At 70.6% G+C, this 24,682-nt stretch carries 19 protein-coding genes and 2 pseudogenes; 7 read left to right on the top strand and 14 right to left on the bottom strand.

Translation table 11 applies throughout. The features are described 5' to 3' along the window. The first annotated feature begins 179 nt into the window (after positions 1–179). Positions 180–1,337 (top strand): hypothetical protein, encoded by a 1,158-nt coding sequence (locus WFJ01_RS02615; RefSeq protein ID WP_336628121.1) that lies wholly within the window; start codon positions 180–182, stop codon positions 1,335–1,337. Between the two features lie 129 nt (positions 1,338–1,466). On the opposite strand, the gene WFJ01_RS02620 is transcribed toward WFJ01_RS02615, so the two are convergent. The 5 genes and pseudogenes from WFJ01_RS02620 to WFJ01_RS02640 all read right to left on the bottom strand — a co-directional run bounded on the left by WFJ01_RS02620 (position 1,467) and on the right by WFJ01_RS02640 (position 8,087). After that, entirely contained in the window at positions 1,467–3,182 is a 1,716-nt protein-coding gene (locus tag WFJ01_RS02620; protein ID WP_336628122.1) for an ABC transporter ATP-binding protein, read from the bottom strand. Then, a complete protein-coding gene (locus tag WFJ01_RS02625) occupies positions 3,179–4,192 on the bottom strand; it encodes an ABC transporter permease (protein ID WP_251443751.1) in 1,014 nt (337 codons plus the stop codon). Before WFJ01_RS02625 ends, WFJ01_RS02620 begins: the two co-directional genes overlap by 4 nt. 1 nt (position 4,193) lies before the next feature. Next, complete coding sequence (locus WFJ01_RS02630; protein WP_251443753.1) at positions 4,194–5,270, bottom strand: ABC transporter permease; 1,077 nt, start codon at positions 5,268–5,270, stop codon at positions 4,194–4,196. A 111-nt stretch (positions 5,271–5,381) separates the two neighbouring features. After that, positions 5,382–7,017: pseudogene (locus WFJ01_RS02635) on the bottom strand (ABC transporter substrate-binding protein). A 170-nt stretch (positions 7,018–7,187) separates the two neighbouring features. Next, on the bottom strand, positions 7,188–8,087 hold the full coding sequence (locus WFJ01_RS02640; RefSeq protein WP_251443758.1) for an Lrp/AsnC family transcriptional regulator: 900 nt from the start codon (positions 8,085–8,087) through the stop codon (positions 7,188–7,190). Positions 8,088–8,298: 211 nt separating this feature from the next. On the opposite strand from WFJ01_RS02640, the gene WFJ01_RS02645 reads away from it, so the two are divergent. Genes WFJ01_RS02645 through speB form a run of 4 tightly spaced genes read left to right on the top strand, consistent with a single transcriptional unit; the run spans position 8,299 to position 13,891 of the window. Further along, positions 8,299–9,621 carry an MFS transporter gene (locus tag WFJ01_RS02645; RefSeq protein ID WP_336628123.1) on the top strand — a complete coding sequence of 441 codons (1,323 nt, stop codon included), beginning with the start codon at positions 8,299–8,301 and terminating at the stop codon, positions 9,619–9,621. Further along, positions 9,618–11,288, top strand: coding sequence for an amidohydrolase (locus tag WFJ01_RS02650; RefSeq protein ID WP_336628124.1), 1,671 nt, complete (start codon positions 9,618–9,620; stop codon positions 11,286–11,288). Before WFJ01_RS02645 ends, WFJ01_RS02650 begins: the two co-directional genes overlap by 4 nt. A 12-nt stretch (positions 11,289–11,300) precedes the next feature. Continuing rightward, positions 11,301–12,941, top strand: coding sequence for a thiamine pyrophosphate-binding protein (locus tag WFJ01_RS02655; protein ID WP_336628125.1), 1,641 nt, complete (start codon positions 11,301–11,303; stop codon positions 12,939–12,941). After that, positions 12,938–13,891 (top strand): agmatinase, encoded by a 954-nt coding sequence (gene speB / locus WFJ01_RS02660; RefSeq protein WP_251443769.1) that lies wholly within the window; start codon positions 12,938–12,940, stop codon positions 13,889–13,891. The genes WFJ01_RS02655 and speB overlap by 4 nt, the downstream gene beginning before the upstream one ends. A 52-nt stretch (positions 13,892–13,943) precedes the next feature. On the opposite strand, the gene WFJ01_RS02665 is transcribed toward speB, so the two are convergent. From WFJ01_RS02665 to WFJ01_RS02680, 4 genes are all read right to left on the bottom strand, one after another. Beyond that, positions 13,944–14,324, bottom strand: a complete 381-nt coding sequence (locus WFJ01_RS02665; protein WP_251443771.1) for a DUF779 domain-containing protein — start codon at positions 14,322–14,324, stop codon at positions 13,944–13,946. 68 nt (positions 14,325–14,392) lie between these two features. Then, positions 14,393–15,943 carry an acetaldehyde dehydrogenase ExaC gene (gene exaC / locus WFJ01_RS02670; protein WP_251443774.1) on the bottom strand — a complete coding sequence of 517 codons (1,551 nt, stop codon included), beginning with the start codon at positions 15,941–15,943 and terminating at the stop codon, positions 14,393–14,395. 173 nt (positions 15,944–16,116) lie between these two features. After that, a complete protein-coding gene (locus WFJ01_RS02675) occupies positions 16,117–17,442 on the bottom strand; it encodes a GAF domain-containing protein (RefSeq protein WP_336628126.1) in 1,326 nt (441 codons plus the stop codon). A 74-nt stretch (positions 17,443–17,516) separates the two neighbouring features. Continuing rightward, the gene (locus tag WFJ01_RS02680; protein WP_336628127.1) at positions 17,517–18,980 is read right to left on the bottom strand and encodes an MFS transporter; all 1,464 of its coding nucleotides are present in this window, start codon (positions 18,978–18,980) and stop codon (positions 17,517–17,519) included. A gap of 130 nt (positions 18,981–19,110) precedes the next feature. Here WFJ01_RS02680 and WFJ01_RS02685 point away from each other — a divergent pair, with 130 nt between their 5' ends. Both WFJ01_RS02685 and WFJ01_RS02690 read left to right on the top strand, forming a co-directional pair. After that, positions 19,111–19,833, top strand: a complete 723-nt coding sequence (locus WFJ01_RS02685) for a TetR/AcrR family transcriptional regulator (RefSeq protein WP_336628128.1) — start codon at positions 19,111–19,113, stop codon at positions 19,831–19,833. Between the two features lie 111 nt (positions 19,834–19,944). Continuing rightward, positions 19,945–20,247, top strand: a pseudogene (locus WFJ01_RS02690) (PadR family transcriptional regulator); the annotation flags it as partial. Between the two features lie 122 nt (positions 20,248–20,369). Here the strand turns inward: WFJ01_RS02690 and WFJ01_RS02695 are convergent. The 5 genes from WFJ01_RS02695 to WFJ01_RS02715 form a co-directional block, all read right to left on the bottom strand. Then, positions 20,370–20,552 (bottom strand): hypothetical protein, encoded by a 183-nt coding sequence (locus tag WFJ01_RS02695; RefSeq protein ID WP_336628129.1) that lies wholly within the window; start codon positions 20,550–20,552, stop codon positions 20,370–20,372. A gap of 164 nt (positions 20,553–20,716) precedes the next feature. Continuing rightward, positions 20,717–22,144: a CCA tRNA nucleotidyltransferase gene (locus WFJ01_RS02700; protein ID WP_336628130.1), complete on the bottom strand. Its 1,428-nt coding sequence runs from the start codon at positions 22,142–22,144 to the stop codon at positions 20,717–20,719. A gap of 109 nt (positions 22,145–22,253) precedes the next feature. After that, positions 22,254–22,565, bottom strand: a complete 312-nt coding sequence (locus tag WFJ01_RS02705; protein ID WP_336628131.1) for a hypothetical protein — start codon at positions 22,563–22,565, stop codon at positions 22,254–22,256. Positions 22,566–22,656: 91 nt separating this feature from the next. Next, positions 22,657–23,574 carry an alpha/beta hydrolase gene (locus WFJ01_RS02710; RefSeq protein WP_336628132.1) on the bottom strand — a complete coding sequence of 306 codons (918 nt, stop codon included), beginning with the start codon at positions 23,572–23,574 and terminating at the stop codon, positions 22,657–22,659. 43 nt (positions 23,575–23,617) lie between these two features. After that, positions 23,618–24,673 carry an LLM class flavin-dependent oxidoreductase gene (locus tag WFJ01_RS02715; protein WP_336628133.1) on the bottom strand — a complete coding sequence of 352 codons (1,056 nt, stop codon included), beginning with the start codon at positions 24,671–24,673 and terminating at the stop codon, positions 23,618–23,620. Positions 24,674–24,682: the final 9 nt, after the last annotated feature.

Here is a 24,682-nt window from a genome sequence, read left to right on the forward strand (position 1 = left end):
AGATGTACCCAGACAACCTGAACAGCTTAGCGGATCCGCCGGGATCCGCCGAATCCGGAAGGTTGCCCCGGTGGTCGCCGGCCGACTCGGCAGAGTGACCGGCGGGGGCGCGGCGGCCCGCCGGCCGACCACCCGTGTTTCCCCCGGAGGAATCCCGCGTCTCGCAATAGCGTGAGAGGGTGAGCACTCCATCGCCCGCCGCCCCGCCCGCGTTCGACGCCCGCGCACTGACCGAACCGGTCGACCGCGTGCGGCTCGCCGCCTGGTCGCGCGAGGCCAGGGCGAGCGGCGTCGGCCCCCGCACCGGGCAGATCGTGCTCGTCCTCGTGATCGCGCTGTTCATCGCCTTCGTCGGGTTCGGCGTGGTCGGGGTCTTCCTGAGCGTCGCGCTGGGCTCGTCCGGCGGCGTCGTGATGCCGCTGCTGATGCTCGTCGTCATCGGGCTCGCCGTGTGGGGCGGGATCGCCTGGTGGAACCGGCAGCTCGTGCGGGGCTACCGCCTCGCGGGGTTCGCGGCGGCGAACGGCATGGGCTATCTGCCCCGACTCGCGGATCCGCAGCTCCCGGGGATGATCTTCTCGCTCGGTCACGGTCGCGAGGCCACCGACCTCGTGCGCGGAACCGTGCCGCGCTTCGCCGAGTTCGCCAACTTCCGGTACACGACCGGATCGGGCAAGAACAGCCAGACGCACGACTGGGGCTACATCGCGATCAAGCTCGACGTGCCGCTGCCGAACATCGTGCTGGACGCGCAGGCCAACAACGGGTTCTTCGGGACGAACCTGCCCGCGGCGTACCAGGGGCACCAGAGGCTGTCGCTCGAGGGCGACTTCGACCGGTACTTCGCGCTCTACTGCCCCGAGGGCTACGAGCAGGATGCGCTGTACCTGTTCACACCGGACATCATGGCCCGGTTCATGGACACCGCCTCCGCCTTCGACGTCGAGATCGTCGACGACTGGCTGTTCCTCTACGCGCAGAACCGGCCGGTCAGCACCCTGGATCCGGCCGTCTGGGCGCAGATGTTCGGCGCGGTCGGGGCCGTGATCACCAAGCTGCAGCAGTGGGCGCGCTGGCGCGACGAGCGCCTGCGCGCGGCGGGCGCCGCATCGGGTCCGGGGATCCCCGGCCCGGCTGCGGCGGGACAGACCGCGGCGGCTCGCTTCGCCGGCCCGGTCACACCGACGCCCGGCGAGCCCGGGCGGCCGTGGGCGCCCCCGCCCGGCGTCGCACCCGAGGGACGCCGCCTGAAGCGTGCGTTCCCCTGGGCGACGGTGGTGGTGTTCGCCGTCGCCATCGGAGGCTGGATCGTGTTCCGCCTGGTGCTCGGGCACTGACGCGTCGCCTGCTCCGGGGGGGTCGCGCGAGCCGAAGGCGAGACGAAACGCGGCGCCCTCGAGAGAGCACCGCGTTTCGTCTCCGTCGCACCGGCGCGGGGTCGACGCTCGACCCCGACCGGGGGCGGGTCAGGCGCCTCGGCGCACCGCCTGCCAGAGCGCTCGGCGCTCGGCCTGCTCCACGGGATCCGGCACGGGAAGGGCCGCGAGCAGCTCCTTGGTGTAGGAGCTCGACGGATCGTTGAGCACTTGCGCGGTCGTGCCCTGCTCCTGGATCCGTCCCTGCCGCAGCACGATGATCCGGTCGGAGACGGCGTCGATCACGGCCAGGTCGTGACTGATGAACAGCGACGCGAAGCCGAGCTCGGCCTGCAGCTGCACGAACAGGTCCAGCACCTTCGCCTGCACCGAGACGTCCAGCGCACTGGTGGGCTCGTCCGCGATGAGGAGCTTCGGATCCAGGGCCAGGGCGCGCGCGAGCGAGGCGCGCTGACGCTGACCGCCGGACAGCTCGTGCGGGTAGCGGTCGCCGAAGCTCGTCGGCAGCCGCACCGCGTCCAGCAGCTCGTCCACGCGGGCACGGGCGGCGGCGACGCTCGTCGCCCGGCCGTGCACGACGAGGGGCTCCGCGATGCACTCCGCGATCGAGAGCAGCGGGTTGAAGCTCGTCGCCGGATCCTGGAACACGAACCCGATCTCGGGCCGGAGCGGCGCCAGCTGTCGCTGCTTGACGCCGTTCATCTCCTGGCCGAGCACGCGCAGCGATCCGCCGACCACGGTCGTGAGACCGACGACGGCGCGGCCGATCGTGGTCTTGCCCGATCCGGACTCGCCGACGAGGCCCACGACCTCGCCGGGACCGACGTGGAAGTCGATGCCCTTGACCGCGACGACCCCGCCTCGGCCGAACCGTCCGGGGTAGCCGATCTCGCAGGCCTGCGCCACGATGAGGCTGCCCTCCGGTGGCGCACCGGCGGCGCCCTCCGCGGTCGAGTCCGCCAGAGCCGACTTGCCCTGCCCGACGTGCGGCACGGCGGCGAGCAGCTCGCGGGTGTACTCCTGCCGCGGGTTGGCGAAGAGCTCGCCCACGGGCGCCTGCTCGACGATGTCTCCCCGCAGCATCACCACGACCCGGTCGGCGAGGTCGGCCACGACGCCCATGTTGTGCGTGATGAGCACGATCGTCGCGCCGAACTCGTCGCGGCAGGCGCGCAGCAGCTCGAGGATCTCGGCCTGCACCGTGACGTCGAGGGCGGTGGTCGGCTCGTCCGCGATGATGAGACCCGCGTTCAGCACGAGGGCCATCGCGATCACGATGCGCTGCTTCTGCCCGCCCGAGAACTGGTGCGGGAAGTCGTCGACGCGCTTGTCGGGATCCGGGATGCCCACCTTGCGGAGGATCTCGACGGCCTTCGCCTTCGCCTCCTTCTTGGAGAGCCTGCCCTCGTGGTGGGCCCGCAGGCCCTCCGCGATCTGCCAGCCCACGGTGTACACGGGGTTCAGGGCCGTCGAGGGCTCCTGGAACACCATCGCGGCGTCGCGCCCGCGCATCGCGCGCAGCTTCGCCGGCGTGGCATGCACCACGTCGGTCTCGCCGCCGCGGCCGCGCACGATGACCGCACCCGACATGGTCGCGGTCTCGGGGAGCAGTCCGAGCAGGGCGTTGGCGGTGACGGTCTTGCCGGATCCGGACTCGCCGACGATCGCGAGCACCTCGCCCGCATGCGCCTGGATGTCGATGCCCTTGACCGCGTCGACGGGCTCGCCGTCGGTCGCGAAGCGCACCTTGAGCCCGCGGATCTCCGCCACATCGGGAAGGCCGGTGTTCGTCATCGTGCCGGTCATGCCGCACCTCCCGCGCGACGGCGGGTGCGCAGTCGCGGATCGCTCAGGTCGTTCAGGCTCTCGCCGACGAGGGTGATGCCGAGCACCACCAGCACGATCGCGAGGCCGGGGAAGATGGACGTCCACCAGATGCCGCTGGTGACGTCCGCGACGGCGCGGTTGAGGTCGTAGCCCCACTCCGCGGCCGAGGTCGCCTCGATCCCGAAGCCGAGGAAGCCGAGTCCGGCGAGGGTCAGCAGCGCCTCGGAGGCGTTGAGCGTGATCACCACCGGCAGCGAGCGCGTGGAGTTGCGCAGCACGTGACGGATCAGGATCCTGCGGGTCGGCACGCCGATGACCTTCGCCGACTCGACGAACGGCTCGGCGCGCACCCGCACCACCTCGGCGCGGATGACGCGGAAGTACTGCGGCACGAACACCACGGTGATCGACAGCGCCGTGGCCATGATGCCGGACCACAGGCTCGACTGGCCGTGGCTGATCACGATCGACATGACGATGGCGAGCAGCAGGGACGGGAAGGCGTAGATCGCATCCGCGATCACCACGAGCGTCCGGTCGAGCCAGCCGCCGAAGTAGCCGGACAGCAGACCCAGGGCGATCCCGACGAAGATCGAGCAGGCGATCGCGGCCAGGATCACGAGCAGCGCCGTCTGGGATCCCCAGATCACGCGCGAGAGCACATCGAAGCCGCTGACCGTGGTGCCCAGGAGGTTGGTGGCGCTCGGCGGCTGCTGCGTGCCGAACTTCACGCCGTTCACGGACTGCTGCGCCCACGAGTACGGGGCGAGGACGGGCGCCAGGATCGCGACCAGCACGAAGAGGCCGGTGATGACGAGGCCGGTGATGAGCATGCCGCGCTGCAGCCCGACGCTCTGACGCAGCTGCGAGATCACGGGGATCCGCTCGCTCCAACGGCGCTTGCGCGGCGCCTGGGCCGCGAGCGCCTCGGTCTTCGGGGTGGGCAGATCGCGGTCGATCACGGGTTCGGGGGTGTTGTCGACAGTCATCTCAGTACCTCACCCGCGGGTCGATCATGGCGGCGACGATGTCGACGATGAAGTTGGTCACCGCGACGATGACCGCGATCATGACGACGATGCCCTGCACGGCGACGAAGTCGCGCGCCTTCAGGTACTCGCTGAGCATGAAGCCGATGCCCTTCCACTCGAAGGTCGTCTCGGTCAGCACGGCGCCTGCGAGCAGCATCGCGATCTGCAGCCCCATCACCGTGATGATCGGGATCAGCGCCGGGCGGAACGCGTGCTTGGTGACCAGGCGGTACTCGCTCACGCCGCGCGAGCGGCCCGAGGTCACGTACTGCTGGCCGAGGGTGCCGATCACGTTCGTGCGGATCAGCCGCAGGAACACGCCCGCGGTGAGCAGCCCGAGCGCGAGCGCGGGCAGGACCGCGTGCCACAGCACGTCGAGGATGGCGGGCCCGTTGCCCAGGCGGATCGCGTCGAGCAGGTAGATCCCCGTCGGGGTGCTCACGCCGCTCATCAGCAGCTCGGTCTGGGTGCTCGCGCGCCCCGAGACCGGCATCCAGCCGAGCCAGACGGAGAAGACCAGCTTCAGCAGCAGGCCGACGAAGAAGATCGGCGTCGCGTACGCGAGGATCGCCATGATCCGCAGCGACGCGTCCTGCCACTTGTCGCGGCGGTGCGCGGCGATGAGGCCGAGGGGGATCGAGACCGCGAAGGCGACGATGAGCGCATAGATCGCGAGTTCGAGGGTGGCGGATCCGTAGGTCAGCAGCACCGTGGTGACCTTCTGGCCATCCGTGATGGTGGTGCCGAAGTCTCCGCGGAGGATGTTGCCGAGGTATTCGAAGTACTGGATGAGCACGGGCCGGTCGTAGCCGGCCTCGTGCACGCGCTGCGCCAGCTGCGCTGCGGGCAGGCGTCCGCCGAGGGCGGCGGTGATGGGATCGCCGGTGATCCGCATCAGGAAGAAGACCAGGGTGACCAGGATGAGGACGGTGGGGATGATCAGCACGAGGCGGATCAGGATGTAGCGCCACAGTCCTCCTCCGGAGGACTTCGGGCGCGTCGCCGCGGGATCTGCGGCGAGGACATCAACGGCCATGGAGAACCTTTGTGAGGAGATCGGGAGTGATGGTCCCCGAGCCCGTGGAAGGGCCCGGAGACGAAGACGGGGCACCGTCGCGTGTGCGGCGGTGCCCCGTCTGAAGGTGCGCTACTTCGTCAGCGGCGCGTAGCGGAACTTGAACGAGGCGTCGAGGGTCGCACCCGAGACGCCGGAGCCCACGACCGCGATCTGCTTGCCCTGGAGGATCGGCAGGGTCGACAGGTCCTTCGCGACCATGTCCTGGATCTGAGCCAGGTCGGCCATGCGCTTGTCCTTGTCGGTCTCGGTCTGCGACTTCACGATGAGGTCGTTGACCGCCGGGTTGTCGTAGTGGTTGCCGAGGAAGTTCTCCTTGAGGAAGAACGGCGACAGGTAGTTGTCGGCGTCGGAGTAGTCCGGGAACCAGCCGAGCTGGTACTCGGGGTACACGTCCGCCGTGCGGTCCTTGGAGTACTGGGTCCACTCGGTGCTCTGCAGGTTGACGGTGAACAGGCCGCCCTCCTCCAGCTGTGCCTTGTAGGCCGCGTACTCGTCACCCGAGGACGGGCCGTAGTGGTCGCCGTTGTACTGCAGGTTCAGGGTGACCGGGGTGGTCACGCCGGCGTCCGCGAGGACCTTCTTCGCCTTGTCGAGCGACGGACCGCCGTTGCCGTCTCCGTACATCGACTTCAGCGGCGTGGTGGCGCCGGACATGCCGTCCGCGACGAACGAGTACAGCGGGCTGTAGGTGTCCTTGTAGACGTCCTTCGCCACGGCCGCGCGGTCGATGAGGTCGGCCGCGGCCTGGCGCACGGCCTGCGCCTTGGCCGGGTCGGCCTCGGGGGTGGTCGCGCCGAACGGCATGGTGTTGAAGTTGAAGACGATGTAGCGGATCTCGCCACCCGGGCCCTCGACGAGCTTGACCTTCTTGTTCTTGCTGAGGTCCTCGGTGTCGGTGGCCGACAGGCTGCGGTACGCCACGTCGATGTCGCCGTTGCCGATCGCGAGCTTCAGGTTCGAGGCGTCGGCGAAGTACTTGACGTTGACCTGGCTGTTGGCGGCCTTGCCCAGCTCGCCCTCGTAGCCGGCGTACGGCTTGTAGGAGATGAGCTGGTTCTTCTTGTAGTCGGTGATCTCGTACTGACCGGCGAAGGCCTTGCCCTTGACGATGGTGTCGTCGTCGGTGACCTTGTCGGCGGAGAAGACCTTCTCATCGACGATGGGCGCCGCCGGGCTGGAGAGGATCAGCGGCCAGATCTGGTCGTTGCCGTTCTTCAGCGTGAAGACGACCGTGGTCGGATCCGGCGCAGCGGTGCTGTCCAGGTTGCCGAGCAGCGCCGCCGGGCCGTTGGGGTCGTTGATCTTGACCATGCGGTCGAAGGAGAACTTCACCGACGCGGAGGTCAGCGGGTCGCCGTTGGCGAACTTCAGACCCTTCTTGAGCTTCACCGTGTACTCGGTCGGGGAGGTGAACTCCGCCGACTCGGCGATGTCGGGGGTGACCTCCGCCGTGCCGTACTTGCTGTTCATCAGGAAGGGGTAGATCTGGTTCATCACGGCGAAGGAGCCGTTGTCGTACGAACCAGCCGGGTCGAGGAACGTGATCTTGTCGGTCGTGCCGACCGTGATCGTGCTGCCGGAGGATCCTCCGGTCGACCCCCCCGCCGCCCGTGCTGCTCGTCGCGCAGCCCGCGAGGACGAGGGCTGTGGCGCCCAGCGCGCCGATGGCGAGACCGAGACGGCCTCGAGTGCTGTGGAATGACATATACACCTCTGTATCGGTTCCGTGGCCGCGCTTCAGTGCGACCGCAACATCCATGGCCGTCAGGGTTCACGGCGCACGGGACACCCGATTGTATGCACGCCTGCGCATTTCTCGGGAGATCCGAGTCCGAGACGTGACCTCCGCCGGAGATCTTCCTGCCGCGGATCCGCTCACGCCTCCGAGCCGTGCGGGAACTGGCGCGCGTAGTCCTCCTTGAGCACGGCGAGGTGCAGCCAGGCCTCGGTGTGGGACACCCCGGGCAGGGAGCGCAGCTGTTCGAGGCCCGCGTGCAGCGCCCCCGGCGTCGGCTCCACGAACGTGATCACAGCGTCGAAACGGCCGATCGTGCGGGCGGCGAAGTCCACGCCGGGCCAGGTGCGCACCACCGAGAGCACGGCGTCGTCGTCGCCCAGCAGGCTGAGCCCCACGCCCATCGACTGCCTCCGGTGCGCGGGACCACGCGCCTCCACGGCTCCGATCTGGATGACGTGCGCCGCGCGGAGCCGCTGGACCCGGGTCGCGACCGCGGACGGCGACAGCCGCACGACCTCGCCGAGGGCGCGGAAGCTGATCCGTCCGTCCTCCTGCAGCAGCTCGATGAGCGCGGTGTCGGTCTCGTCCAGCACGACGTCGCCGCGATAGCTCGAGACGAACGGGCCCTTCACGACCGAGGTGTAGACGAGGGTGTTCACATCGAGCACCTGCGGGATCGCCCTGATGTCCTCGATCACCGCGTGCAGCTCCGGCATCGTGCCGAGACGCACCTCCGCCACCAGGTCGTAGACGCCGCCGATCGCCGACACGAACACGGTCTCCTCCCGCGCCTGGAGCGCCGCGGCGACTCCGGCGCTCGCGCCGGCCGTGCGGATCGAGACGTGCGCGATCACGTGCTGTCCGAGGAAGAACGGATCCACCGCGCCGATGATGCGGATCGTCCGATCGTCCAGCAGCAGGCGCAGGCGCGACGCCACCGCGGTCCTCGTCTGACCCAGTGCCGCCGCGAGCGAGCGGATGCTCGCCCGCCCGTCCTCACGGAGCGCGCGGATGAGTTCTGCGTCGAAATCGGACATGATTCAGGCGATCCCCGACTTTCCCGGTTTGGATTCCGAAGCTGTCACAATCGCAGTCATGACCCGGTTCACGTCGCGGAACGGAGTCAGGATGCGCACTACTGCGATCAATACTCCAGCTCACAGGCTCGCAGACGCAACTTTTGACGTTGCACGGGCTCGGATCCGCCCCTAGCATCCTTCGCATCCCTGACACCGCAAAGGAGCGGGCATGACCTCCACCCACACCAAGGCCCGGCGCGCCGGGCTCGCGGCCTTCGTCGGCACCACGATCGAGTGGTACGACTTCTACGTCTACGCCACGGCGGCGGCGCTCGTCTTCGGCCCGCTGTTCTTCCCCAGCAAGGACCCGCTCGCCGAGACCTCTGCGGCCTTCGCCACCTTCGCGGTGGCCTTCCTCGTCCGCCCGATCGGCGGGATCCTGTTCGGCCACATCGGCGACAAGCTCGGCCGCCGGGTGTCGCTCGTCATCACCCTGCTGCTCATGGGCGCCTCGACCGTGCTCGTCGGATGCCTGCCCACCTATGAGAACGTGGGCATCCTGGCCCCGATCCTGCTGATCCTGCTGCGCGCGCTCCAGGGCCTCGCCGTCGGCGGCGAATGGGGCGGCGCCGTGCTCATGAGCGTCGAGCACGCCCCCGAGAAGTCGAAGACCTTCTACGGCGGGTTCACGCAGCTCGGAAACCCGGCCGGCGCGCTGCTCGCCTCGGGCATCTTCGCCATCATGTCGCGAGGCGGAGAGGACTTCATCCGGAGCGGTGGCTGGCGCATCCCGTTCCTGCTCTCGATCGTGCTCATCGCGGTCGGCTTCTGGGTGCGGTACCGCGTCGAGGAGTCCCCGGTCTTCGAGGAGAAGATCGAGGGTCGCAAGCAGTCGATGCCGCTGGCCTTCGCGCTGCGCGCGAACTGGCGGCCGATCCTGCTGGGCATCGGGATCCTGCCGATCTCGACCGGCGGCTACTACCTCGCGACCACGTTCGCCACCGCCTACGCGACCGGTGCCCCGATCTCGATCAGCGAGCAGGTGATCCTCGACGCGATGACGATCGCCTCGTTCGTGGAGTTCGTGGTCACGCTCCCCGTCGCCTGGCTGGGCGACAAGTGGGGCCGCAAGAACGTGATGTACATCGGCCTGATCACCTCGGTGCTGACGTTCGCGCCGTTCCTGCTGCTCATGCCGGGCCGGGTCGAGCCGCTCATCTTCCTCTTCGCCTCGCTCGTGCGCATCGCGATGAGCGCGACCTACGCGCCGATCGCCGCGATCCTCGCGCAGATGTTCCGGCCGCAGGCCCGATACACCTCGATCGCGCTCTCCTACGGCGTCGGCGCCGCGGTGTGGGCCGGCTTCTCGCCCTGGTTCGCGACGCAGCTCGTCGCCTGGACCGGCAGCGTCTGGTCGGTCATCGCGATGTTCGTCGGAATGGCCGTGCTCGCCGGGATCTGCACCCGGCTGGCGCCGCAGCACTCCGACGCCGCCCCGGTCACCGACTCCTTCACCCCCCGTACCGACACCACCGCGAACAGGCTGCCATGAGAAAGCTCGTCCCCTTCGACCAGTCGCCGCAGACGACCCCCCGGCTCGTCCTCGCCCGCGCGATCCACCTGCTCGACGCGTCCGCCACCACCGCGACGGCGATGCTCGTCGATCGCGGACGGATCCTCGCCACCGGTTCCCCGGCCGAGTGCCGAGCGGTGGCGGAGGCTGCCGGCCTGACGCCGGAGCCGGTCGACCTCGGCGATGCGACGATCGTGCCCGGCTTCATCGACGCCCACGCGCACCCGCTCATGTACGGCCAGATGATGACGTGGGTGGACTGCGGTCCAGAGAAGGCCGCAAGCATTCCCGAGATCGTGGCCCTGCTGCAGGAGGCGGCCGCCGCGCTCCCCGCAGGGCGCCCGGTGCGCGGCTATGGCTATGAGCACCGCAACCTCGCCGAGCAGCGCCACCCCACCCGGTTCGAGCTCGACGAGGTTGCGACCGACCGCGAGGTCTACCTCATGAACGCCTCCGGGCACGGCGGCGTCGTGAACTCCTACACGCTCGAGCGCAGCGGGATCGACCGTGAGACGCCGAACCCCGCCGGCGGCGAGTTCTTCCGCGACGCCGACGGCGAGCTCACCGGCGAGCTGTCGGACGCGGCCTGCAACATCCTCACCGGCGTGCACGGCGTGAAGGTCGGCCACCACGGCCCGAACTTCCACCTCGCGGACGAGCCGGAGGAGCATCTGCGCCAGCTCGACGTCGCGACCTCGCGCTTCCTCGCCGGCGGCGTCACGGCGATCGGCGACGCCCAGGTGAGCCGCCGCGAGTTCGACATGTACCTGCGGCTCGCGCAGGCCGGCCGGCTGCCGCTGCGCATCTCGATGTACCTGCTCTCGCATCTGCTCGACGAGGCGCTGGAGATGGGACTCGTCGGCCAGTTCGGCAACGCCCACCTCAGCTTCGCGGGCATCAAGTTCTACGCCGACGGCACCCTCGGCGGCTGGACCGCCTACTTCCCCGACGGCTACGTGGGCGACCCCTGCCGCACCGGGCAGCTGTACCACGAGCCCGCCGAGTACGCCGCCCTCATCCGGCGCGCACACGCGGCAGGCCTGCAGACCGCCACGCACGCACAGTCGCCCACGGCGATCGAGATGGTCGTCTCGGCGATCGAGTCCGCGCTCGGGGAGCACCCCGACGACGACGCCCGCCACCGCATCGAGCACTGCGGACTGCCGACCCCCGAGCAGATCGCACGCATGGCGGCGGCCGGGATCCGCCCGGTCAACCAGCCCCAGCACTACTACAACTGGGGCGAGGGCGTCGAAGAGGCGATCGGGACACCCGGCGAGCGCTTCAATCCCCTGGGCGAGTTCGAGCGCGCCGGGGTTCCCGTCACGATCTCGTCCGATGCTCCCGTCGCCGACCCGATCCCGCTCGAGGCGATCCAGGCGGCCGTGACCAGGGTCACCCGCCGCGGCCACCGCCTCGGCCCGGACGACCTGCGCATCTCCGCCCTGTCCGCCCTGCGCGCCCACACGATCGAGGGAGCCGTCTCCCTCGGCCGCGAGGACGACCTGGGCAGCCTCGAGGTCGGCAAGCTCGCCGACTTCGTCGTGCTGGACGAGGATGTGCTCGAGGCGGATCCCGAGCGGATCGGCCGGATCAGGGTGCTCGAGACCTGGGTCGACGGCGAGCCGCGGCACCGCGCGGCCTGAGGGGACGAAGAGATGACCATCGAGACCGACCCGTACGCCGACACCGCCGGCCGCGCCGTCCTGGAGACGATCCGCAACTACGGGGTGGACGCCGTGTTCGGCATCCCTGGCACGCACAACCTGGAGTTCTACCGCCCGCTCGCCGACCTGGGCTTCCGGGTCGTGACGAACCGGCACGAGCAGGGATCCGGATACGGCGCCGACGGCTGGGCGCAGCAGACCGGACTCCCCGGCGTCGTGATCACCACCTCCGGGCCCGGGCTGCAGAACGCGATGAGCGCCGTCGGCACCGCCTTCTGCGAGTCGCGTCCGCTGATCGTGCTCTCCCCCGGGGTCGCCCTCGGCGCGGAGTTCGCCGACGTCGGCACCCTGCACGAGACGAAGGATGCCTCGGCGATGGTCGGCGCCATCGCCGAGTGGTCGCGTCGCGTCGGCTCCGCCGCGGAGGCGGTCGCCGCCGTCCACGACGCGTTCGCCCTGTTCCGCACCGGACGCCCGCGGCCCGTGCACATCGAGGTTCCGCTGGACGTGCTCGAGGCCCCGGCCGGGGTTCCCGCAGCCGACCGTCTCCCCCGCCCCCTTCCCGCCGCCGAGGGCGGGGACGCGGCGGCGATCGCCGAAGCCGCCGCCCTGCTCGGCGCGGCGCAGCGACCCGTCATCGTCGCCGGCGGCGGTGCGACCCGTGCCGCCGCGGCGCTGACCGCTCTCGCCGAGCGCCTCGGCGCCCCGGTGCTCACGACGCTCAACGGCAAGGGCGCGCTCGACGAGCGCCACCCGCTCTCCCTCGGCGCCAACCTGCGCCTCGCGGCGGCCCGTGCGGTCGCCGAGGACGCCGATGTGCTCCTGGTCGTGGGATCCAAGCTCGGCGAGGCCGAGCTGTGGGCGCCGCGGCTGGAGGCGCGCGGCGCGGTGGTGCGCGTCGACATCGCCGCGGGGCAGCTCGCGAAGAACCTCGACCCCGCGATCGGGATCCGCGGCGACGCCCGCGCGGTGCTGGAGCAGGTCCTGGACGCCCTGCCTCCTGCCCCGCCGCGCACGCCCGCGCTCGACGACGTGCGCGCCGGGATCCTCCGGGAGATCCGGGAGGCCGCCCCGGCGACCGTCGCACTGGCCGAGGAGATCGCCACGGCGCTGCCCGACGACGCGATCGTGGCCGGCGACTCGTCGCAGATCGTCTACCTCGCCCTCGCGAACGTGCTCCGCCGCTCCGGCCCCCACGCGCTGCTGTACACGCCCACGTACGCGACGCTCGGGTACGGACTCCCCGCCGCGATCGGCGCGCGGGTCGCTCAGCCGGACCGGCCCGTCGTCGCGGTCGTCGGCGACGGTGCGCTCATGTTCGCGGTCAACGAGATCGCCACGGCGGTCGAGCAGCGCCTCGACCTCACGATCGTGTGCGTCGACAACGGCGGCTATGCGGAGATCCGACAGAACGAGGTCGATCGCGGAATGACCCCGGTCGGCGTCGACCTCGTGCAGCCGGACTGGCCCGCCCTCGCCCGCGCCTTCGGCGCCGAAGGCGAGCGCGTCGAGGCCGGCGAAGATCTCGCCCCTGCGATCCGCACGGCGATCGCCGGCGGCGGTGTCCGTCTCGTGCACGTCGTGCAGCCGAACCCCCATCCCTCCCCGGAAGAACAGAAGGACCGCGCATGACCACTCCGATCGGCCCCGTCGACGCCTCCCTCACCCCCCGCTATGCGGGCTTCGCCACCTTCGCCCGCCTGCCGCGGCTCGAGGAGGTCGACCACGCCGACATCGCCGTGGTCGGGGCGCCGTTCGACTCGGGCGTGAGCTACCGCCCCGGGACGCGGTTCGGGCCCTCGCACGTGCGCGAGTCGTCGCGCCTGCTCCGCCCGTACAACCCGGCCCAGGACTTCTCGCCCTTCGCGCGGACCCAGGTCGTCGACGCCGGCGACCTCGCGCTGAACCCGTTCGACATCACCGAGGCCGTCGAGGAGACCGACCGCGCCGTGACGGCGCTCCGCGAGCGGGTGTCCCGCGTCGTCACGATCGGCGGCGACCACACCCTCGCCCTGCCCCTGCTGCGGTCGGTGGCGCGCGAGCACGGTCCGGTCGCGGTGCTGCACTTCGACGCGCACCTCGACACCTGGGACACGTACTTCGGAGCCCCGATCACGCACGGCACCCCGTTCCGCCGGGCGAGCGAGGAGGGTCTCATCGACATGACCGCCAGCTGCCACGTCGGAACCCGCGGCCCGCTCTACGACAAGAGCGACCTCGAGGACGACGCGCGTCTCGGATTCTCGATCGTCACGAGCGAGGCGATCGAGGAGCACGGAGTCGAGGCCGCGATCGAGCGGATCCTGACCCGGATCGGCGACGCACCCCTGTACGTGTCGATCGACATCGACGTGCTCGACCCCGCGCACGCGCCCGGCACGGGCACGCCGGAGGCCGGCGGACTCACCAGCCGGGAGCTCCTGCGGATCCTGCGGAGCCTGCGCGACACGAACATCGTGGGCGCCGACGTCGTCGAGGTCTCCCCCGCCTACGACCACGCCCAGCTGACCGGCATCGCCGCGAGCCACGTCGTCTATGAGCTCATCACCCTGCTGGCGATGCAGATCGACCGCACCCGCTGACACCGGGGATCCAGGGGGCCGGCCGTCGCATCGACGGCCGGCCCCTGCCGGTTCAGGCCAGCGAGAAGTGCTCGAGCTCGGCCTGATCGAGCATCCGCGATCGGGTCAGGAACCTCCTGCCGGTCGGCGCCTCGACGCTGAACCCGGATCCGCGTCCGTCGACGACGTCGATCGTGAGGTGCGTGTACTTCCAATATTCGAATTGCGACTCGGACATGTAGACCGGCACCGCGTCGTGCAGGCCGACGTCGAGGGCGCCGAGGAGCACGTCGCCGGGCCCTGTGAGGAACATCCCCACCGGATAGCACATGGGTGCGGAGCCGTCGCAGCAGCCGCCGGACTGGTGGAACATCAGCGGGCCGTGCTGCGCGGTCAGCTGCCGCAGCAGCGCCGCCGCCTCGGCCGTGACGTCGACGCGATCGAACTCGGGCATCGTCCCCTCCTCTCGTGATGCGGGGCGGGCACCCTCGAGAGGTGCCCGCCCGCTCCTGGGGATCCGGATCAGAAGAAGCCCATCGGCCCCTCTGCGTACGAGACGAGGAGATTCTTCGTCTGCTGGTAGTGGTCGAGCATCATCTTGTGGTTCTCCCGGCCGACGCCGGACTGCTTGTAGCCGCCGAACGCCGCGTGCGCGGGGTACTGGTGGTAAGTGTTCGTCCAGACGCGGCCGGCCTCGATCGCCCGGCCGGCGCGGTAGGCCGTGTCGCCGCTGCGGCTCCACACGCCGGCGCCGAGGCCGTAGAGCGTGTCGTTCGCGATCGAGATCGCGTCGTCGAAGTCGGAGAAGCTCGTCACCGACAGCACCGGCCCGAAGATCTCCTCCTGGAAGATCCGCATGTCGTTCGTGCCCTCGAACACGGTCGGCGCGACGTAGTAGCCCTCGCTGAGATCGCCGCCGAGGTCGACCCGCTCGCCTCCGGTGAGGAGCCTCGCGCCGCCCTGCGTGCCGATGTCGATGTAGCTGAGGATCTTCTCGAGCTGGTCGTTGGACGCCTGCGCACCGATCATCGTGGTGAGATCCAGGGGGTTGCCCTGCACGACCTTCTTCACGCGTTCCAGGCCGTCGGCGAGGAAGCCGTCGTAGATCGAGCGCTGGATGAGGGCGCGGGACGGGCAGGTGCAGACCTCGCCCTGGTTGAGCGCGAACATCGTGAAGCCCTCGAGCGCCTTCTCGTAGTACGGGTCGGATGTGGAGCTCGCCACGTCCTCGAAGAAGACGTTCGGGCTCTTGCCGCCGAGCTCGAGCGTCACCGGGATGAGGTTCTGCGACGCGTACTGCATGATCAGGCGGCCCGTGGTGGTCTCACCGGTGAAGGCGACCTTGCGGATCCGCTTGTGCTGCGCGAGCGGGGCGCCGGCCTCGATGCCGAAGCCGTTGACGATGTTCACGACGCCGGCCGGCAGCAGATCGCCGATGATGTCGAAGAGGAAGAGGATCGACGCCGGGGTCTGCTCCGCCGGCTTGATCACGACGCAGTTGCCCGCGGCGAGCGCCGGGGCGAGCTTCCAGGTGGCCATGAGCAGCGGGAAGTTCCACGGGATGATCTGCCCGACCACGCCGAGCGGCTCGTGGAAGTGGTACGCCACGGTGTTTTCGTCGAGCTGGCTGATGCCGCCCTCCTGGGCCCGCAGCACGCCGGCGAAGTAGCGGAAGTGGTCGACGGCGAGCGGGATGTCGGCGGCGAGGGTCTCCCGGATCGGCTTGCCGTTCTCCCAGGTCTCGGCGATCGCGATGATCTCGAGGTTCTGCTCGATGCGGTCCGCGATCCGGTTCAGGACGTTGGCGCGCTCGGCGGGGCTGGTCTTGCCCCAGCTCGCGAACGCCTTCCATGCGACGTCGACGGCGCGGTCGATGTCCTCGCTGGTGCCGCGGCCGACCTCCGTGAACGGCTTGCCGTTGACGGGACTGACGTTCTCGAAGTACTGGCCCTTGACGGGCTCGACGAACTCGCCGCCGATGTAGTGCCCGTAGCGCGGGCGGAAGTTCGCGAGTGCGCCCGGCTGCCCCGGGGCCGCGTAGGCGGTCGACACGCTCTCCTCGATGATGGTCATCGCGTCTCCTTCGACGTACCGCGGCTCCGATGCCGCGCGGGTGGATGTGCCTCGAAGCTAGGCGCGGGGACGTTGCGACCCCGTGCGTCACGTTGCATCCGGTTGCGCCCCCCGGGTCGTGGAGCGAGCACGCGGAGGGACAGGAGACGACGCAGCACCGCCGAGGGCGCGCCTCAGTCCTGTTCGAGCCGTTCGATGCGGCTGACGAGGCCCGCCCGCTTCGGCGAGCGCGCGGGGAGCAGCTCCAGGCACAGCCGCAGGATCTCGGCGTCGTCGGCGCCCTCGGGGATCTCGGCGTAGCTCAGCAGCACGTCGACGCTCGCCTCGGTGCGCATCGCCTCGCGCAGGGTGGAGCGCACCGACTCGCGGTACTCCTCCACACCGGGCGACGTCGAGTCCGGCAGCACCGGTCCGCGGTAGGCGCTCAGGGCCACGCGGTGCGCCCCGCGATCGAGCAGCGACAGCACGACCTGTGCATCGGTCTCGAGAGGCACCGTCAGCCGGTACGGCCGCGACTCGGGCACGAGGGCCGGCCAGATCCGCTCCAGCGCCTTGCGCAGGCGCACCATCTCGGGGCGCAGGGTGTCGGCCGAGGATCCCTCGCCGTACACCAGTTCGGCGAGTCGCTCGGCGCTGAGTCCCTGCCGGTGCACGGCGAGCAGCAGCAGGATCTCGGCGTGCCGGGCGCTGAGCTCGACCGATCGCTCGCCGTCGTCCCCCGCCACCTCCAGGCGGGCGCGGTCTCGCCCGAGGACCCGCAGCGTGGCGCGGTCGGGGGTCTGCCTCCGCAGCGGTGCCGCGGCGGGGACCGCGGGCTCCGCGCGGGCACGGAGCCGCGCCACGAGCAGCTCGGCCTCGACGGCCCGCGCGGTGGCGTCGACGAGCATGCGGGCCTGCGGGCTCGCCGCCTCGCGCCCTCCGGTGACGTCGATCACCCCGAGGATGCGCCGGTCCTCCGGGTCGAACACGGGCGCGGCCGTGCACGACCACGGCTGCACGAGCCGGTTGTAGTGCTCCGCGCCGTGGATCTGCACCGAGGCGCCGAGTTCGAGCGCCGTGCCGGGAGCCGAGGTCCCGACCGCCCGCTCCGACCAGTTCGCCCCTTCGACGAAGCCCATCTCGCCGGACAGGATCCGCTGGTTCAGGTCGCCCTCGACCCACAGCAGGCGCCCGGCGTGGTCGCCGACGGCGACGATGACGCCGGAGTCGTCCGCCGAGCCCGGCAGCAGCAGAGCCCGGATGGTGTCCATCGCCCCGGCGAGGGGATGCGCGAGCCGGTACGCGTCGAGCGCGTCCGGAGTGAAGTCGAGCGGCGGCAGTCCTTCGGCGCCGACACGCTGCCGCCACGACCGCTCCCACGACTCGCGCACGAGCGACCGTACGCTCTGCAGGCGCTCGTCATCGACGTTGCCGGCCACGAGCTCCTCATGCGCGCGCTCGATGAGCAGACGCGATGCGGCGGGGGCAGGATCGCGGGAGGGCTGCCAGGGCGAGGACACGGAGTCTCCGATCGTCGGCGACGGAGTGGATCCAGTGTACGGCGGCGCGGCCCGGCCGCGGCGGTCCCTTCGTGTCAGGCCGGAGCCTCGTGCTCGTCGACGGTGCGCGCATCGGTGAGGGTGAGGGCGCCGATGCCGGCGATGAGGCCCACCACCACGGCGAGCACCGCGAACACCACCTGCTCGCCGTGGAAGAAGGACGCGACGAGCGCCGACTCCCACGCCCCGGCGGGGAGCGTCACCGTGACGAGCGCGGCGATGAGCGTGCCCACGACCGCCGTGCCGACGCTGGTGCCCAGTTCCTGGGCGGTGTCGTTCAGGGCGGCGCCCATCGAGGTGCGGTTCTCGGGCATCGCGCCGACCAGCGCCACGGCGCAGATCGTCATGACCGTGCGCAGTCCCGCCGTCATGACGATCATCGCGAGCGCGATCGCGAAGTAGTTCTGCTGGACGGCCCAGGCCATGAGGCCGAGACCCGCCGCGAGCAGTCCCGCGCCGATGAGGCACGCGACCCGGTGCCCGAATCTGCGGACGAGCCACTCGGTGACGGGGGTCGCGAGGATCATCGTCGCGATGAGCGGCAGGTTCGCCAGTCCCGCCTGCAGCGGCGACCAGCCCCACGCGTACTGGAAGTGCAGGATCAGGGCGAACATCACCCCCGCCATCGCGACGGAGGTGCCGATCTGGGCGATGGCCGCTCCGCGGACGGTGCCCTGCCGGAAGAGGGACAGGTCGAGCATCGGCGCGGCCGCCCGGCGTTCGCGGAGGATGAAGAGTGCGAGCGCCACCACGGCGCCGATCCCGACCGCGAGGGTGATCGGCGAGGTCCAGCCGTTCTCGATGCCGCTCGTGAGCAGATAGCAGGCGAGGCCGATGGTGAGGATGCTCAGGGCCGCGCCCGGCAGGTCGAGGCGGTCCCTGGTGAGCCCGTCCGCGATGTCGGCCGGTACGCCGAAATGGACACCGGCGGCGGCGATCAGCGCGATGGGCGCGTTCACGAGCAGCAGCCACTGCCAGGGAAGGTGCGCGAGCATCGTGCCGCCGAGGAGCGGGCCGAGCACGAAGCCGGACATGCCGACGACCATCATGAGCGTGATGGCGCGCATCCGCAGCTTCTCGTCGTCGAACAGTCGGAAGACAAGGGAGTTGGTGATCGGCGCCATCGCGGCGGCGGCGATGCCGAGCAGGGCGCGCAGCGCGATGAGCTCGCCGGTCGTGGCGACCAGCAGCACGGCCAGGCTGATCAGCCCGAAAAGGGCGAGACCGATCTGCAGCACGCGGCGGCGTCCGAAGCGGTCCGCGATCGAGCCGGCCGTCAGCAGCAGGCCGCCGAAGGTGAGCGAGTAGGCGCCGGTGATCCACTGCAGCGCTGTCGTGTCCCCGCCGAGCTCGCGTCCGATCGTCGGCAGCGCGATCGAGAGGAGGGTGTTGTCGACCATCTCCACGAAGAAGGCGAGGCAGAGGGCGGCGAGCGGGATCCACGCCGCCCGCAGAGACGGGTAGGTGCGAGTGGGGGCGAGAACGGGTGCGTCGGTCATGTCATTCCTCCGATCGGACGATGACTCGAACAGTGTTCGATGCTCGAACACTGTTCGATACAATAGAACGATGTTCGATAATGTGCAAGCGCCTCCCGCGTCGAGGCGATCCGCATGGTGGGATGGACCCATGGCAACCACACCGCAGCGGAGCGGCGGCCCCTCCCGGCAACGCGGCCCCCGCACGCGCTCCCGCGCCTCCCACTCGCTCGAGTCGGTCCTGGCGGGTGCGGTGGAGATCCTCGATGAGTCCGGGGCGCAGGGCCTGACCATCCGCGCTTTGGCCGCACGGCTGGGCGGCGGCGTGGCGAGCGTGTACTGGTACGTGTCGGGACGCGACGAACTGCTCGACCTCGCGGCCGACTCGGTCATCGGCGGCGTGCTGGACGCGACCGCCGACGTCGGCGGGGAGGATCCCATCGAGGATCTGCGGACGATCGCCGTCACGATGTTCGACGCGATCGTCGACCGCCCGTGGCTGGGCGCGTACGTGCTGCGCAACACCGCGGTGCAGATCCACTCCCTGCGGCTCTACGAGCGGATCGGGGAGCAGGTCCTGCGCCTCGACCTGACCGCGCGGCAGTCGTTCCACGCGACCTCGGCCGTGGTCGGCTACGTGATCGGCAGCGCGGCCGACCTCGGACAGGAACCGCCCGAGGCCGTCATCTCCGGGGAGATGAGCAAAGAGGAGTACATGGCGGGCGCCACTGCGCAGTGGCGTGCACTGGATGCGCGGGAGTTCCCCTACATCCACCACATCATCGACGAGTTCGACGGTCACGACGATCGCGACCAGTTCCTCGGCGGCCTGCACCTGCTCCTGGCCGGACTCCGCCTGCAGGCGAACGACTAAGTCCGCACCGATCCGCCGGCCGCGGCGCACCCCGGGACCGTTGCGCCCCGCGAGACCGCCGCGCCCGCAGAACCCCGCGCCCGGCCGGACCCTGTGCGCGGGACCCTTGTGCTCGGCGACGCCTCGGTGTACGGCACGCTGCGCCGGCTCTACTCCGCAGGCGCGCTCTCGAGCTACGTCGTCCCCTCCGACGGCGGACCGCACCGCAAGTACTACGCGATCACGACGCAGGGCAAGCACATGCTCGACGAGCAGATCGGGACCTGGTCGCAGTTCGCCGTGGCGATGTCGGGTCTGCTCGCCCCCCATGTCCCGACCTCGGCTAAGGGTGCCCCCGGCGCGCCGACGCCGCATCCTCTGTTCCATCCCCCCGTCAACCCCACCGGCATCCTCACAGAAGGAGCTCAACGATGAACGACACGACCCTCACCGCCGCCGAGCGGATCCACGGCTTCGCCGAGGCCGTGCGCGCACAGCTCGCCGACCTTCCCGCGGACGAGGTCGACGACCTGGTCGAGGGACTCGTGGGCGACCTCTCAGATCAGGCCGCGGACCACGGCGGCCAGATCGACCTGGGGGATCCCGCCGCCTATGCGCAGGAGCTGCGCGACGCCGCCCTCTCCGACGGCCTCGCCGACTCCGACGCCCGTCCCGTCGCCGACGAGCACCCCGGCGGACTGAGCCGTGCCCGAACCCCGTATCGTCTCGATCGATCTCACGCACCTCGTCGAGGCGGCGCTCCGCGGCGATCATCACGGGCAGTCCGCCGACCGTCCGGTTCCGAACTCCGTCGATACCGCGCTTCGACCGGCCGATCAGCTCCGGGGAGACCGAATCGACTGAGTTCCGCACCACCCGGGCGGGCGACGCAGATCGGTGAGCCTCAGCCCCGCGCGGCCCACCAGTCGCGCAGGCGCTGCTCGGCGGCCTCGGGGCCGATGAGGCCTTCGTCGAGGCGGAGCTCGAGCAGGAAGCGGTACGCCTCGCCGACCTCGCGTCCCGGCGCGATGCCGAGGATCCGCTGCACGTCGTTGCCGTCGAGCTCGGGGCGGATCGCGTCGATCTCCTCCTGCTCGCGGAGGTCGGCGATGCGCTGCTCGATGTCGTCGTACGCCGAGGCGAGACGTGCCGCCTTGCGCCGGTTGCGGGTCGTGACGTCCGCACGGGTGAGGATGTGCAGCCGCTCGAGCTGGTCGCCCGCGTCGCGCACGTAGCGACGCACCGCGGAGTCGGTCCACGCCCCCTCCGCGTAGCCGAAGAACCGCAGGTGCAGCTCGATGAGCTTCGCGACCGCATCGGTCGACTCCTTGTCGAACCGCAGCGCCTGCAGACGCTTGCGGGCGAGGCGGGATCCGACGACGTCGTGGTGGTGGAAGCTCACCGCGCCGCCCGGCTCGAGCCGGCGGGTGCGCGGCTTGCCGATGTCGTGCAGCAGCACGGCCAGACGCAGGATCGCGTCGGCGGGCTCGTCGGGGTGGCGTTCCCGCTCGAGCGCGATGGCCTGCTCCAGGGCGGTCAGCGAGTGCTCGTAGACGTCCTTGTGGTGATGGTGCTCGTCGATCTCGAGGCGCAGCGCGCTCACCTCGGGCAGGAACTCGTCGATGAGGCCGGTGTCGACGAGCACGCGGATCCCCCGCACGGGGTCCGCCGACTGCAGCAGCCGTACGAGTTCTGCCTGGATGCGCTCCGGACTCACGATCGTGAGCGTCTGCCGCAGCTCGGCGATCGCCGCGAGCGTCCCCTCCTCGATCCCGAAGCCGAGCTGGGCGCTGAACCGGGCGGCACGGAGCATGCGCAGCGGGTCGTCGCCGAAGCTCACCTCGGGTGCCGTCGGGGTGCGCAGGAGACCGGCGATGAGGTCCTCCACTCCGCCGGTCGGATCCACGAGGCGCTGCTGGGGAACCAGGAACGCCATCGCGTTCACCGTGAAGTCGCGACGCACGAGGTCGCCGTCGATGTCGTCGCCGAACTGCACGACGGGCTTGCGGGTGACGCCGTCGTAGGCATCCGCGCGGTAGGTCGTGATCTCGACCTGCTCGCCGTGCACACGCGCGCCGATCGTGCCGAACTCGCGCCCGATGTCCCAGTGCGCAGTCGCGAGGGGCTTGACAAGGCGGAGGATGTCGTCGGGACGCGCGTTCGTGGTGAAGTCGAGATCGTGGGTGACCCTGCCGAGCAGGGCGTCACGCACCGGGCCGCCCACCACCGCGAGGTCGAACCCGGCGCCGGCGAACGCATCGGCCAGGATCCGCACGACCGGATTCTCGGCGAGGGCGCCCAGGCGCGCGAGGGATTCGGCCATGTTGAGCATGGTTTCCAGGGTACCGGGGCGCACGTGGGAGGTGCGGTGCCGGCGTCTCGCCGACCGCGTCCGAGGCGGCGCGACGACCGCCGCTCAGACGTCGTGGATCAGCAGGGGATCAGAGCGTCGGGCCGCTGGACGACGGAAGCGGCGTACCACCAACCTCGCGGATGGCCCGCTGCTCAGCCCTGATCTGACCGAGGATCAGAGCGCTCAGCGCCATCCCGCTGATCACCGCCACACCCACGACGAGCCACATGCCGAACTGCGGATCCACGAGCTTGAGCACGTAGACGACCACGATCGCGCCCACCAGCACCGGAGCCTCGACGCACGCGAAGGCGACGAGCATGCGGGTACGACGGCGCCGGAAGTCCTCGGCGATGCGACGCACCTGCGCGGGGGTCAAGTAGTCCGTCGCGTCCGTCATGCCTCCGACCCTATCCGGGTGCCGCCGCCGGCGCCCGGGGCGGACAGCACCGGGGGGATCCGCGACCGCCCGGACGCGAGCGGTTGAGGACTCAGTCCGCCGACGCCGCGGCGCGCTCCGCCAGGCGGTCGGCGAGGAAGACGGCCGCGCGGTCGAGCGCGCGATCGGCCGCGGCGAGCGCACCCACGGCCGTCTGATAGTTGTGCGGCGCCCGTGCCGCGGACTCCAGTGTCACGTCGACGTCGGCGTGGGCCGCGTTCACCGCGAGACGGAGCGCGTCGTCGTGCAGCAGCTCTCTGCTGCCCACCTGGATCAGCAACGGAGGAAGGCCGCCCAGATCCGCGAAGACGGGGCTCGCCAGCGGCGAGCGCGCCGCCTGTTCTGCGTCGTGCTCGGGAAGGTAGCGGCGTGCGTATGCGGCGATGTCGTCCGGGCGGAACAGCGGATCGTCTCCGTCGCGTCCGGTGAAGGAGGCGCCGCTCAGGGTGAGGTCGGTCTGCGGGGAGAACACGGCGGCGGCGGCCGGCATGCCGAGCCCGGCTTCCCGTGCCGCGAGGAGCGTGGCCACCGCGAGTCCGCCTCCCGCCGAGTCGCCGGCGATGACGAGCCGATCGGCTCCGTGCCGATCCGCGAGTTCGGCGTACGCGGCGAGGGCGTCGTCCACGGCCGCGGGGAACCGGTGCTCCGGCGCCAGCCGGTAGTCGAGCGAGTACGCCGTCGCGCCCGTCCGCACGGCGAGTCCCGCGGCCACGCCGACGCCGGTCTCCGCGGATCCGAGCACGAAGCCTCCGCCGTGCAGGTAGAGGAGGATCCCCTCTCCGGCGCCGTCGGGGCGCAGCTCGATCGCGGGCCGGCCTCCCAGCCGCCGGAGTGCCGAGGCGACCCCGGCCGGCGGTGGCACGGCGCCGCCCGAGAACGCGCGCCTCATGTCCTCGACGGTCGCGTCCGCAGGGAAGCGGTTCTTCGCGTAGTTCCCGGACAGCTGGTCGAACTCGGCTCGCGTCTGCATGGCTCCCGAATGTAGAGGAGGCCTCAGACCTTTCCGCGGGGGTTCAGACGGCGTCGCCCTGCACGGGCCCGTCGGTGTTCGGCTTCCAGCCCAGAGCCGGGGCGACGTGTTCGGCGAACGCCTGCAGCACGTGCAGGTTGTACTCCGGCCCCAGCTGGTTCGGGATCGTCAGCATGAGGGTGTCGGCCGCCATGACGGCCTCGTCCTGCTTCAACTGGGAGATCAGCACGTCGGGCTCGGCCGCGTACGTCTTGCCGAAGGTGGAGCGGAAGCCGTCGATCACGCCGATCTGGTCGTGGTTCTCCTCCGAGCGCAGCCCGAAATAGGCGCGGTCCTGGTCGGACACCAGCGGGAACACGCTCCGGCTCACCGAGACCCGAGGGGCTCCGGTGTGGCCGGCGTCCTTGTACGCGGTACGGAACAGCTCGATCTGCTCCCGCTGCAGCTCGTGGAACGGCTGTCCCGTGGCCTCGGTGACGAGCGTCGAGCTCATCATGTTGAGGCCCATCCGCCCGGTGCTCTCGGCCGTCGCGCGGGACCCGGATCCCCACCAGATGTGATCGCGCAGGGTCGGCGACTGCGGCTCGATCGCGAGGTAGTGCCCGGCGCCGACCATGCGCGGGTCGCCGGGGGCGATGCGCTCGCCCTCGATCGCGCGCAGGAACAGCTCGAACTTCTCGCGCGCCATCACGCTGCCGCGCTCGGAGTCCTCGCCGTCCTCGTAGCCGAACGTGCGGTAGCCCTGCAGGGCCGTCTCGGGTGAGCCGCGGCTCACACCGAGAGCGATCCGGCCGTCGGCGATGAGGTCCAGCGCCGCCGCCTCCTCGGCGAACTGGAAGGGGTTCTCGTAGCGCATGTCGATGACGCCTGTTCCCACCTCGATGCGGCGGGTGCGGGCAGCCATCGCCGTCAGCAGCGGCATCGGCGACGCGGCCTGTCGCGCCCAGTGGTGCACGCGCACGTAGGCGCCGTTCACGCCGATCTCGTCGGCGCCCTCGGCCAGTTCGATCGTCTGACGCAGCATGTCGCCGGCGGTGCGCGTGACCGATCCGGGCACGTCGCCGTAGTGCCCGAAGGAGAGGAATCCGAAAGCCTTCATGATCTATTC

It is taken from the genome of Microbacterium sp. MMO-35, from assembly GCF_037147555.1.
GTDB lineage: Bacteria > Actinomycetota > Actinomycetes > Actinomycetales > Microbacteriaceae > Microbacterium.